Raw genomic sequence first — 12532 nt, forward strand, 5'->3', positions numbered from 1 at the left:
CAATTCGACGATCAGGATCATGCTCTGCTGGAAACATCGAAAGCGAATGTACTTGAGCTAATTGAAATGCAACGGCACATTGCTGAGGATGTAGTCGACTCTGCCATGGGAGATTTCGTCATCCATGTGCAAGGCTTCGAGGTTGTCGGTGATGGCGCCCAGCCAAGGCTCCATTTTTTCCGCTTCGGTGCCGGGCAGGAAGCCGATCTCCTGGTCGAGGCCCTGCACACTGCGGGTGGCAATAATGCGGCGATAACGCTTGCTGACCATGGTCTGCTCAATCGCAGCGGCCAGCGCCAGAATGGTTTTACCGGAGCCGGCGGCACCGGACAGGTTGACCAGATGAATGTCCGGATCGAGCAACGCATACAGCGCCAGGCTCTGATAGATGTCGCGCGGCTTGAGCCCCCACGCCTCCTGATGCAACAGCGGTTCCTGATGCAGGTCGAGGATCAGCAAGCGGTCTTCTTCAATCTCCTTGATCCAGCCAACGAAGCCCTGTTCATCAATGATGAATTCGTTGATGTGCACCGCTGGCAGGTTGTCGATCAATTGCACCTGGTGCCAGGTGCGGCCGTGGTCCTGACGGGTTTCGACCTTGCTCACACGGTCCCAGAAAGAGCCGGTCATGTTGTGATAGCCGTTGGGCAACAGGGACACGTCGTCGACCAGTTGGTCGGTGCTGTAGTCCTCGGCATCGATGCCGCAGGCGCGCGCCTTGAGGCGCATGTTGATGTCTTTGGTGACCAGCACCACCGGTTTTTTCGGGTCGCGGGTGTGCAGGTCGATCAGTTGGTTGATGATTTTGTTGTCGTTCAGATGCTCGGGCAGAATCAGGTTCGACTCAGCCTGCTTGCTCATCAGAATTGACAGCAAACCCTTCGGGCCACCCTTGCCGCGCTGAATCGGCACACCCAGTTCGACGTCTTCCGGGGAAGCATCGCCCAGGGTCTTGTCGATCAGCCGGATGGCTTGGCGGCATTCGGCGGCCACGCTGTGATGCCCACTCTTGAGCTTGTCCAGCTCCTCAAGCACGGTCATCGGGATCGCGACGTGGTGTTCTTCGAAATTCAGCAGGGCGTTTGGATCGTGAATCAATACGTTGGTATCGAGTACATAAAGGATTGGCTGGTTGGAAGAAGGGCTACGTCCGTGATCATCCATACTCGGTCACCTTTGTCAGAGCCAGTAGACGCAATACCTGGGCGGTGCTGCGCCTCGAAGTGACTGCCGAAATCTCACCTGCGGAGATTCAAGTGACTGCAAACAAATGGGTCTTGGGAGACGCCACCTGTGTTGCAGGTTTCGGCGGTCTGTCTTCGTAATACTCCAAAACCCATGACATAAAAAAGCACTTTGACGGTTTTTTTAAGTTTATTTTGCAAAGTGACGAAAAGCCCTTGGCGGACCGCCCTGCCCCCGTTAGAGTCGGAAGTCCGCCTGCATCGAATTCCCTGTAAAAATTGCCCCAAGCCCAATGTTTCCGGGCTTTCTGCGTTTCTCAGCGAAACGCGTCCTGACAGTCTTCCCAACCGATCCCGCTTTGCGCGGTCTGCGTGATCAGCCACGGCATCGCCGTCTTCACGGCGTCCTGTTTCATGTTGAAATTGATCACCCCATGACGCCACAGCAGCATCAGGGTCAGCACCCGTTGCGCGCTCTGTGGCCCCTTGAGCTTGCCGGCGCCATCCTGGGCATCGATGTCCCACAACGCCACTTGCAGACCCTGGGTGTTGAAGAAACCTTGCGCATCGCTGCGGCGCTGGCCATCCGGCGGACGAAACAGCGGCACGTAGTTCTCCGGCAGTTTGTTCTTCACCAGGTCGGCACTGCGGCGCACTGAATCCTGCCAATCCTGCCAGTGGCTGTGGGAGCGGAACTCCCAACCTTGCACACCCACGCACTGTTGCGAAAACGCTGCTTGCAGGCTGCTCACCGAGCGATCAGCCAGCCGTGCCTGGATATCCTTGCCGAGCATGAAGAAGGTGCCGCTCATGTTCGACTTGCGCAGGTACTCGGTCAGCCAGTCGGTGTTGTCCGGTTGTGCGTTGGCAGCGCTGTCGAATGTCAGCACAAACAGTCGGTCATGCATCTCGTCGCCATTGCGCTCATAGTCGCCGAAACGATCGATTTCGCTGCTGGTCTGCGGGAACAGCGCGGCCTTGCGCAGCAGTTCGTCGAGGTACTGCAAATGGAAGATCCGGCTCGGCTCAGCCCACTTGGTGTAATAGCTGTCGTCGCTGACCACAAACTTGGCGGCCTGCTCGCGCAGGGTCGGCAGGTCTTCGACGAGGAAGCAGAACGACGCATCCTGATCGCAGCTCTGCTGGGCGAAGTTGTAGTTGGCCAGCAGGCGCTGCCAGAGGCGCTGGCGCAGGCTGTTGATCGCGTCGATATTGACCGTGCGCAGCCCCAGACGCTGGGCCAGCGCGGCGTCGTCCAGCGATTCGGTGCCGAGCAGGCCCCGGGCGAACATGAGGATTTCCGCCCGGGAAGCGACGTCAAACAGTGTCGGGCTGGTCAGTTGCTCTGGCCAGGTGCTGCGATCCAGCGTCGCCACATCGCCGGGGGCCGCGACGGCACCGAAGCTCAACAGCCATGCGGTGAATAAAAGAACAATGCGCAAAAGGGATGTCTCCATAACAAAACCCGCGCGGCACTATAGCTGATCCTGCCCAATTCCCCGCAGCAACACATATCCCCTGTGGGAGCGAGCCTGCTCGCGAATGCGGTGTATCAGTCGATATTTATGGTGAATCTGAATCCGATTTCGCGAGCAGGCTCGCTCCCACAGGGGGTTGAGTGAAGCCGTCGATCACCTATGGACTTGATAGCTGGAGTCAACACGGCCAACCCCCTAGAATCGCCCCCACGATTAAAGGAGACGACTTCATGCTGATGGTGATTTCCCCCGCCAAGACCCTCGATTACGAAACGCCGCCGGCGACCCAGCGCTTCACCCAGCCGCAATATCTCGACCATTCGCAGGAACTGATCCAGCAATTGCGCGACCTGACGCCGGCGCAAATCAGCGAGCTGATGCACGTCTCCGACAAGATCGGCGGGCTCAACGCCGCACGTTTCGGCAGCTGGACGCCCGCGTTTACGCCAGAAAACGCCAAGCAGGCGCTGCTCGCGTTCAAGGGTGACGTCTACACCGGTCTCGACGCGCAGTCCTTCAGCGAAGCGAACTTCGATTACGCGCAAAAACACCTGCGCATGCTCTCCGGCCTCTATGGCCTGCTGCGCCCGCTGGACCTGATGCAACCGTATCGTCTGGAGATGGGCACCAAACTGGCCAATGCCCGTGGCAAGGACTTGTATGCCTTCTGGGGCACGCGCATCAGCGAATGGCTGAACGAAGCGCTGGCCGATCAGGGTGACGACGTACTGCTGAACCTGGCGTCCAACGAATACTTTTCGGCGGTCAAACGCACAGCCCTGAACGCACGGATCATCAACACCGAGTTCAAGGATCAGAAGAACGGCCAGTACAAGATCATCAGCTTCTATGCGAAAAAGGCCCGTGGCCTGATGAGCCGCTTCGTGATCCAGGAAAAAATCAACGATCCGGCCCAGCTCAAGCAGTTCGATGTGCAGGGTTATCGCTACAGCGCCGAGCAATCGAAACCTGACAATCTGGTGTTTCTGCGCGACCACGCCCCCGAATAAAGCATGCCCAATGCACGACTCTTTCTATAAAGAGTCGTGCAGCTCGCACGATGTCAAAAATCCCTCGCCTTATTTCGCCATTTTTATGGCGCCAAAAAATAATCCCTGTCCTTTCTAATTTTAGTTTCACTCGACACTGATCATTTTTTTCAGTAGTGGCACCTAAATTTTTTCGCGGTAGTGGCACAAAACTATCTAACGCGATTAATCGCCTATATATAAAGGGCGAAACGTAAAGTGCTATCAAATTGAGACCAGTGCCATCTTCGACAATATTTCAAGAAATTTCAGATTTCGCGATGAGCGGACAGGAACTATGTCCAAATGCATAGCTCATACCACCGGTAACGATTCTCGCCGAGTTTGTACGAGATAACTTACGCAGAGCAGATAGCCATGTAACCAAGTTGTCACAGCAACTTGCCTAGATGACTAACTAGTCTGAAAACAACTCGAAGGACAGGAGATAGGCACCATTAATATCCCCTACAAGGCCATGGCCGCGCCCCTATAAACGTGCTCGCCTGAGCACCAAACCGCTTGATCTACGGGCCTTTCGCCTGACATCAAGCGCGCAAGACAAATGCACAAGAGTCTTCCCGACAGAAGAACCGCTGCATAACAGGGCACGTCATAACTATAAGGCCTGGTTGCGCACATCTTGAGTGCACTTATTTAGACACTCGGAACTTTGTATGCCTGCACACGGCATTGTGGCGCCTGTAAGCCGCACTTTCGAGTGCACTAATGAACGCTGAACACCATTAACTCCGGCCTTCTAAGGCCTGATATATTCCGAGGGAATTGCGATGCGCATCAGCATATTTGGTTTGGGTTACGTTGGCGCAGTATGTGCCGGTTGCCTGTCTGCACGGGGCCATGACGTGGTTGGCGTCGATGTTGCCAAAGACAAGATCGACATGATCAACGCTGGCAAATCCCCCATTGTTGAACCGGGCCTGGGCGAACTTCTGCAACAGGGTATCCAGACCGGTCGTCTGCGTGGCACGACCAACTTCGCCGAGGCGATTCGCGACACCGACCTGTCGATGATCTGCGTCGGTACGCCGAGCAAGAAGAACGGCGACCTGGAACTGAACTACATCGAGGCCGTGTGCCGCGAGATCGGTTTTGTTCTGCGTGAGAAAACCACCCGCCACACCATCGTCGTGCGCAGCACCGTATTGCCGGGCACCGTTGCCAACGTGGTGATCCCGATTCTCGAAGACTGCTCGGGCAAAAAGGCCGGCGTCGACTTCGGCGTTGCGGTCAACCCTGAGTTCCTGCGTGAATCCACCGCCATCGCCGACTACGACCTGCCACCGATGACCGTCATCGGCGAGTTCGACAAGGCTTCGGGCGACGTTCTGCAATCGCTGTACGAAGAACTCGACGCACCGATCATCCGCAAGGACATCGCCGTTGCCGAGATGATCAAGTACACCTGCAACGTCTGGCACGCGACCAAAGTGACCTTCGCCAACGAGATCGGCAACATCGCCAAAGCGGTCGGCGTCGATGGCCGTGAAGTGATGGAAGTGGTCTGCCAGGACAAGACCCTCAACCTGTCCCAGTACTACATGCGCCCGGGTTTTGCTTTCGGCGGCTCCTGCCTGCCAAAAGACGTTCGCGCCCTGACCTACCGCGCCGGTTCGCTGGACGTCGAAGCACCGCTGCTCAACTCGCTGATGCGCAGCAACGAATCGCAAGTGCAAAACGCTTTCGACATCGTTGAAAGCCACGACAAACGCAAAGTCGCCCTGCTCGGTCTGAGCTTCAAGGCCGGCACCGACGACCTGCGCGAAAGCCCGCTGGTGGAACTGGCCGAGATGCTGATCGGCAAGGGTTACGACCTGAGCATCTACGACAGCAACGTCGAGTACGCCCGTGTTCACGGTGCGAACAAGGACTACATCGAGTCGAAGATCCCCCACGTATCGTCCCTGCTCAATGCGGACTTCGATTCGGTGATCGACAACTCCGACGTGATCATCCTCGGCAACCGCGACGAGAAATTCCGCTCGCTGGCCCAGCAAGCACCGCATGGCAAACAGGTCATCGACCTGGTCGGCTTCATGGCCAAAGCCACCGACGCCGGTACTCGCACCGAAGGCATTTGCTGGTAAGGCAGCCCTGTAGGAGCTGTCGAGTGAAACGAGGCTGCGATCTTTTCGGGAGCACCAAAATCCCAAGCGAAAGATCAAAAGATCGCAGCCTTCGGCAGCTCCTACATGTACTTGCAAGTTTTTGTAAGCCTGCCTTAACCCCATCGGGCCCGGCCCGAGATAGAGACGGATGCAGATTATGCACAGGCTAAAACACGGCCTACTTCAGGCCGCCGGTTGGCTGTTTTACCTAAGTTTGTTGATGGGCCTGGCCTTGATGCTGCCCACGTCCACGTTCGACTCCGAGTCGAAGGACTTCATTTTCCTGATTGGCGCCGTGGGTATCTGGCGCTACTCGATGGGTGCAACGCACTTTGTGCGCGGCATGATTTTTCTCTACATCGTTTACCCGCACCTGCGCCGCAAAGTGCGCAAGCTGGGTAAGGCGGCGGACCCGTCGCATGTGTTTCTGATGGTCACCAGTTTCCGTATTGACGCGCTGACGACTGCGCAGGTCTACAGCTCGGTGATCCGCGAAGCCATCGACTGCGAACTGCCGACCACCGTGGTCTGCTCGATCGTCGAAATGTCCGATGAGCAGCTGGTCAAAAGCCTCTGGGCACGGATGAATCCGCCAGAGCGGGTCAAGCTCGACTTCGTACGCATTCCCGGCACCGGCAAACGTGATGGCCTGGCTTATGGTTTCCGCGCGATCTCCCGTCACCTGCCGGACGACCGCGCCGTGGTTGCCGTGATCGATGGCGACACCGTGCTTGGCGAAGGCACCGTGCGCAAGACCGTGCCGTGGTTCCAGTTGTTCGGCAACGTCGGCGGCCTGACCACCAACGAGTTCTGCGAAGTGCGCGGCGGCTACATCATGAGCGAGTGGCACAAGCTGCGTTTCGCCCAGCGCCACATCAACATGTGCTCGATGGCCCTGTCCAAGCGCGTATTGACCATGACCGGCCGCATGTCGGTGTTCCGCGCCACCGTGGTGACCAACCCGGAATTCATCGCCGACGTTGAAAGCGACTCGCTGCAACACTGGCGTCTGGGCCGTTTCAAGTTCTTGACCGGCGACGACAAGTCGAGCTGGTTCAGCCTGATGCGCCTCGGCTACGACACCTTCTACGTGCCTGACGCGGCGATCAACACCGTTGAACACCCGCCGGAAAAGAGCTTCATCAAGGCCAGCCGTAAACTTATGTTCCGCTGGTACGGCAACAACCTGCGGCAGAACTCCCGCGCGCTGGGCCTGGGTGTGAAACGCCTCGGCGCGTTTACGTCGGTGGTGCTGTTCGATCAGCGCGTATCGATGTGGACCTCCTTGCTGGGCCTGACCGTGGCGCTCATTGCCAGCTTCAAATACGGCGGCGCGTTCATCCTCGCCTACCTGCTGTGGATCGGCATCACTCGCCTGATCCTGACCTTGCTGTTGTCGTGTTCCGGTCACCGCATCGGCCCGGCTTATCCAGCGATTCTCTATTACAACCAGATCGTCGGCGCGATGGTGAAGATCTACGTGTTCTTCCGCCTCGACCAACAATCCTGGACTCGCCAACCCACATCCCTGACCCGTGATCTCGCCAGCTTTCAACGTTGGTTCAACACCTGGTCGTCCCGGACCATGACCATCTCCGCCGGCAGCATTTTCGTCGCCGTGCTGCTGATGATGGTCTGACCCGCCCCTATTGAATTAACAAGGAAATCGCCCCTATGAATACCGCCGTCAACGCCAACGTAGTGCATGAATCCGAAGCCCAGCGCCAACACGCCCGCGTGAAAATCCCGGCCAAACTGCGCTTCTTCGGTCCCGACCGGACACCGGTCGAAGCGCGGGTCATCGACCTGTCTGCCGGTGGTCTGGCGTTCAACGCCGGGCAACTGCCGCTGACCCTCGGCGAGGTGTACAAGGCGCGACTGCAATTCGTCATCGACAACCTCGGCCTGGCCATGGACGTTGAACTGCAAGTGCGTTCCTACGACCGCCAGACCGGCCGCGTTGGCTGCCAGTTCCAGAATCTGGAGCAGCAGGATATTTCCACCCTGCGCCACTTGATCACTTCGCACCTGGCTGGCGACATCGTCAGCATCGGCGAAGTGCTGGCGACCCTGCAGCGCGACAACTTCACCAAGGCACGCAAGGTCAAGGACGGCGGCTCCGGCATGACCCCGTTCGGGCGTCTGAAAGCGGTGACGTTCAGCGCCGGTATCTTCGCGGTCGGTCTGGTGGCTGCGGGTTTCATTTTCAAATCGGTGTACGGCATGTACTTCGTCAGCCATGCGCAGGCCGGTCTGGTCAGCGTGCCGGGGATGAACATCACCATGCCGCGTGACGGCACCGTGCAGAGCCTGATCAAGTCCGACGGCGTTGCGGCCAAAGGCGCACCGCTGGCGACCTTCAGCACCAGCATGCTTGACGTGCTCAAGGGTCATCTGGACGAAGACCAGTTGCAACCGGCCAAGGTCGAAGAACTGTTCGGCAAGCAAATGACCGGCACCCTGACCTCGCCGTGCGATTGCACCGTGGCCCAACAACTGGTGGCTGACGGTCAGTACGCGAGCAAGGGCGACGTGATCTTCCAACTGGTGCCGCGCAACACCCAGGCCACCGTTGATGCGCGTTTCTCCTATCGCCAGTTCGGCGACGTGCGTCCGGGTACACCGGTGAGCTTCCAGATCGCCGGCGAAGACAAGACCCGCACCGGCAAGATTGTCAGCAGCACCAGCCTGAAAAGCGCCGACCTGTCCTCTGACATCCGCGTACAGATCCAGCCTGACGAGCCGCTCGACAGCAGCTTCGCCGGCCGCCCGGTGGAAGTGAACAGCGACCGTGGCCCGAACCTGAACTGGCTGATCGACAAAGCCATGGCTGCCGGTCTTTAAGTCGAGGACATGCCTGTGACTACTCCACCCATCCTGAAAGCACCGCGATCCCTGTGGGAGCTGGCTTGCCAGCGATTGGATCGCCGCGGTATGCCTGATGCACCGAGTTGCTTGCATCGCGAGCAGGCTCACTCCTACATGGGTACGGTGTGTGCCTTGGCATTGGCAGTCAGTCTGGCCGGTTGCGCCGGCCTGCCCGATCAGCGTCTGGCCAACGAAGCGCTCAAGCGTGGCGACACCGCCACCGCTGCGCAGAACTATCAGCAACTGGCCGATCTGGGTTACAGCGAGGCGCAAGTCGGCCTCGCCGATATCCAGGTCGACAGCCGCGACCCCGAGCAAATGAAACAGGCCGAAGCGACCTACCGCGCTGCCGCCAGTGTTTCGCCGCGTGCCCAGGCGCGCCTTGGTCGCCTGCTGGTGGCCAAACCGGGTTCCACTGAAGCCGAGCACCACGAAGCCGAAGGCCTGCTGAAGAAAGCCGCCGCCAATAGCGAAGGCAACACGTTGATCCCGCTGGCGATGCTCTACCTGCAATACCCGCACAGCTTCCCGAACATCAACGCCCAGCAGCAGATCGATCAGTGGCGCAAATCCGGCTACCCGGAAGCGGGCCTGGCGCAGGTGCTGCTGTATCGCACCCAAGGCACCTACGACCAGCACCTGGATGACGTGGAAAAGATCTGCAAAGCCGCGCTCAACACCACCGACATCTGCTACGTCGAACTGGCCACTGTTTACCAGAAACGCGCCCAGCCTGAGCAACAGGCTGAGCTGATCAAGCAGCTGCAGGCCGGTCACGCCCGTGGCACCGTCTCCGCGCAGCGCGTCGATTCCGTGGCCCGCGTACTGGCCGATTCGACCCTGGGCAAGACCGACGAGAAAACCGCGCAGTCGCTGCTCGAGCCGATCGCTCCGGGCTACCCGGCGTCGTGGGTGACCCTCGCGCAATTGCTTTACGACTACCCCGAACTGGGCGATGTCGACCAGATGATGAAGTACCTCGACAACGGCCGCGCCGCCGATCAACCGCGCGCCGAGCTGTTGCTGGGCAAGCTTTACTACGAAGGCAAACTGGTGCCGGCCGACGCGAAAGTCGCCGAAGAGCATTTCCAGAAAGCCGTCGGCCGCGAAGTCGCCGCCGACTACTACCTCGGCCAGATCTATCGCCGTGGCTACCTCGGCAAGGTGTATCCGCAGAAGGCCCTCGACCATCTGCTGACCGCTGCGCGCAACGGCCAGAACAGCGCCGATTTCGCCATCGCCCAACTGTTCTCCCAAGGCAAGGGCACCCAGCCCGACCCGCTCAACGCCTACGTGTTCAGCCAATTGGCCAAGGCACAAAACACCCCGCAAGCCGATGAGCTGGCGACCACCCTCGCCGCGCAATTGCCGCCCGAGCGTCTGGCCGAAGCCCAGCGTCTGCTGCAACAGGAGCAAGCCAGCCGTGGCGCCCTGAACCAGAACACGCTGCAACTGCACGCCCTGCAAGAAGAAGACGGCGAGGAAAAATTATGAAGTTGAATCCCTTTGTGAAGGCCGGCATTGGCCTTTCTTTCGCGCTGATCTGGTCTTGCCCGACACTGGCCGCGATGACTGAAACCAAGAACTTCGGCCTCGAAGTCAAAGTCACCGGCCAGTCTGAAGACGACCGTGACCTCGGCACCGCCAAGGGCGGCGACGTCAACGGTGTCGGCCTCGACCTGCGTCCATGGATCTACGGCGAAAGCGGCGCGTGGAGCGCCTACGCCATGGGCCAGGCCGTGACCTCGACTGACATCATCGAGACCGACACCCTGCAACAGTCCGACAGCGACGGTACGCAGACCACCGACAACGGTGATCGCAAGACCAAGAAAAACTACCTGGCGATGCGCGAGTTCTGGGTCGGTTACAGCGGCCTCACCCCGTATCCGGGCGAAATGCTCAAGTTCGGTCGCCAGCGTCTGCGCAATGACGATGGCCAGTGGCGCGACACCAACATCGAAGCGCTGAACTGGACCTTCGACACCACCCTGTTGCGCGCCAACGCCGGTGTTGCCGAACGCTTCAGCGAATACCGCACCGACCTCAAAGAGCTGGCGCCGAAAGACAAGGATCGCCTGCACGCCTACGCCGATGCCGCTTACCAGTGGACGCCGGGGCAATGGGTCGGCATTCGCGGTCACCACACCCACGATGACGGCAAACTCGATTACGCCGAACCGGGTGTCCCGCGTGACTCGCTGGATAAAACCCAGAACGGCGACATCAGCTGGCTCGGCCTCACCGCCGACAGCGACGCCTACAACTGGCGCAACACCAACACCGTCAACTACTGGGGCAGCATCACCGGCATGAGCGGCGACCGCGATACAGTCAACCCGCTGAACGCCGACGGCAGCGCTCCAACCCAGGCCAAACGCAGCGAAGACGTCAACGGTTGGGCCACCGACATCGGTGTGCGCCTGCGCCTTGACCCGCAATGGCAAGTCGGCGGTGCGTATGCCCGCGCCAGCGCCGATTACGAACAGAACGGTCTGGAGAGCAACCGCTCCAACTACACCGGTACTCGCTCGCGTGTTCACCGTTTCGGCGAAGCCTTCCGTGGCGAAATGAACAACATGCAGACCGCGACGCTGTTCGGTTCGTGGATGGTCAACGACGAGTACGACGCCAGCCTGATCTACCACAAATTCTGGCGCGTCGACGGCAACAAGCCGGTCGGCAGCAACGGCATCAATGCGGTGGAAAACAACACCGACGATGCGACCGGCGCGATCCTTTCCAGCACTTCGCTGCCGCTTGAAGACGGCAACAAGGATCTTGGTCAGGAGATGGACCTGGTCGTCACCAAGTACTTCAAGCAGGGCCTGTTGCCGGCGGCGTTGAGCCAGTCGATCGACGAGCCTTCGGCCCTCGTACGCTTCCGTGGCGGTGTGTTCAAACCGGGCGATGCCTATGGCAAGCAGGTTGATTCGTACATGCACCGCGCGTTCATCGACGTGATCTGGCGCTTCTGATGCAAACCGCCAAGGGAGTGCCCGACATGATCAGCACCAGGATAGGCTCACTCAGCCTGCTGGCCGGCGCGATGCTGCTGGCCAGCGCCGGCGCCTTCGCCAGCGTGGAACCGGCCGCGCCGCAACCGGGCAAGCCGGCGACCGTGGCCAAAGAGCTGCAACAGGCCAAGACCTACACCGTCAGCAGCGCGCCGACCGAGGCGCTGGAACTGGCCAAGCCGAAACTGCCTGACCTTTCCGGCTTCACCGCCGAAGCCGCCGCCGCGAAGATCGTCCGCAGCAAACCGGGCAAGATCAGCGTGCGCCGGATGATGCAGGAAGACGCGCTGAAGGACTTCATCGGCGGCGACAACAAGATGGCCGAATGGGTTGTGCGTCAGCACGGCATTCCGCAGGCAATCTTCGTCGACGACGGCTATATGAACCTCAAGGATCTGGCGAAGAAACTGCCCAAGCAGTACTTCAGCGAGACGTCGCCGGGCGTGTACCTGTCGAAGCTGCCGATCGTCGTCGGCCGTAAAGGCATCCTCGAAATCGACGGCCAGACCCAGGAGTTGCGCCTGTCGCAAGAGGCCGGTTCGTTCCTGGTCAACGACGGCCAGCTGTTTGTGCGTGACACTAAAATCACCGGTTGGCGCGAGAAGGAAAACGGCCCGGCGACCTTCCGTTCGCCGAAGGAATTCCGTCCGTTCCTGCTGGCCTGGGGCGGCACCGAGACCTACATCGTCAACAGCAAGATGGCCAGTTTCGGTTACGCCAACAGTAAGTCGTACGGCGTGAGTATTTCCCAGTACACGCCGAACATGGCCAAGGTCCTCAAGCGTCCCGAACCGACTGGCTGTATCTTCTGCTACGAGATATCTGAAA

At 59.3% G+C, this 12532-nt stretch carries 7 protein-coding genes and 2 pseudogenes; 7 read left to right on the forward strand and 2 right to left on the reverse strand.

What is annotated here, in order from left to right; genetic code table 11:
• Positions 1–60: 60 nt before the first annotated feature.
• Together ACIOWE_RS28510 and ACIOWE_RS28515 are read right to left on the reverse strand one after the other, a co-directional pair.
• Positions 61–1164, reverse strand: a pseudogene (locus ACIOWE_RS28510) (PhoH family protein); the annotation flags it as partial.
• Between the two features lie 337 nt (positions 1165–1501).
• Entirely contained in the window at positions 1502–2626 is a 1125-nt protein-coding gene (locus ACIOWE_RS28515; protein ID WP_401398228.1) for a polysaccharide deacetylase family protein, read from the reverse strand.
• 266 nt (positions 2627–2892) lie between these two features.
• On the opposite strand from ACIOWE_RS28515, the gene yaaA reads away from it, so the two are divergent.
• From yaaA to ACIOWE_RS28550, 7 genes and pseudogenes are all read left to right on the forward strand, one after another.
• A complete protein-coding gene (gene yaaA / locus ACIOWE_RS28520; protein ID WP_053117306.1) occupies positions 2893–3672 on the forward strand; it encodes a peroxide stress protein YaaA in 780 nt (259 codons plus the stop codon).
• Between the two features lie 809 nt (positions 3673–4481).
• A complete protein-coding gene (locus ACIOWE_RS28525) occupies positions 4482–5798 on the forward strand; it encodes a UDP-glucose/GDP-mannose dehydrogenase family protein (protein ID WP_339449968.1) in 1317 nt (438 codons plus the stop codon).
• A 178-nt stretch (positions 5799–5976) separates the two neighbouring features.
• Positions 5977–7458 (forward strand): mannuronan synthase, encoded by a 1482-nt coding sequence (gene alg8 / locus ACIOWE_RS28530; RefSeq protein ID WP_401398230.1) that lies wholly within the window; start codon positions 5977–5979, stop codon positions 7456–7458.
• Between the two features lie 35 nt (positions 7459–7493).
• Positions 7494–8663 carry a PilZ domain-containing protein gene (locus ACIOWE_RS28535; RefSeq protein ID WP_401398232.1) on the forward strand — a complete coding sequence of 390 codons (1170 nt, stop codon included), beginning with the start codon at positions 7494–7496 and terminating at the stop codon, positions 8661–8663.
• A gap of 9 nt (positions 8664–8672) precedes the next feature.
• A complete protein-coding gene (algK, locus tag ACIOWE_RS28540) occupies positions 8673–10181 on the forward strand; it encodes an alginate biosynthesis TPR repeat lipoprotein AlgK (protein ID WP_401398234.1) in 1509 nt (502 codons plus the stop codon).
• Complete coding sequence (locus ACIOWE_RS28545; protein WP_401398236.1) at positions 10178–11665, forward strand: alginate export family protein; 1488 nt, start codon at positions 10178–10180, stop codon at positions 11663–11665. Before algK ends, ACIOWE_RS28545 begins: the two co-directional genes overlap by 4 nt.
• A 26-nt stretch (positions 11666–11691) precedes the next feature.
• Positions 11692–12532, forward strand: a pseudogene (locus ACIOWE_RS28550) (right-handed parallel beta-helix repeat-containing protein); the annotation flags it as partial.

This window comes from Pseudomonas sp. NPDC087598 (genome assembly GCF_044743525.1).
GTDB lineage: Bacteria > Pseudomonadota > Gammaproteobacteria > Pseudomonadales > Pseudomonadaceae > Aquipseudomonas.

Excerpts from the sequence above, each read along its gene's own strand:
- yaaA (WP_053117306.1), top strand. The coding sequence starts at position 2,893 with ATGCTGATGGTGATTTCCCCCGCCAAGACCCTCGATTACGAAACGCCG.
- ACIOWE_RS28525 (WP_339449968.1), top strand. The coding sequence starts at position 4,482 with ATGCGCATCAGCATATTTGGTTTGGGTTACGTTGGCGCAGTATGTGCC.
- alg8 (WP_401398230.1), top strand. The coding sequence starts at position 5,977 with ATGCACAGGCTAAAACACGGCCTACTTCAGGCCGCCGGTTGGCTGTTT.
- ACIOWE_RS28535 (WP_401398232.1), top strand. The coding sequence starts at position 7,494 with ATGAATACCGCCGTCAACGCCAACGTAGTGCATGAATCCGAAGCCCAG.
- algK (WP_401398234.1), top strand. The coding sequence starts at position 8,673 with ATGCCTGTGACTACTCCACCCATCCTGAAAGCACCGCGATCCCTGTGG.
- ACIOWE_RS28545 (WP_401398236.1), top strand. The coding sequence starts at position 10,178 with ATGAAGTTGAATCCCTTTGTGAAGGCCGGCATTGGCCTTTCTTTCGCG.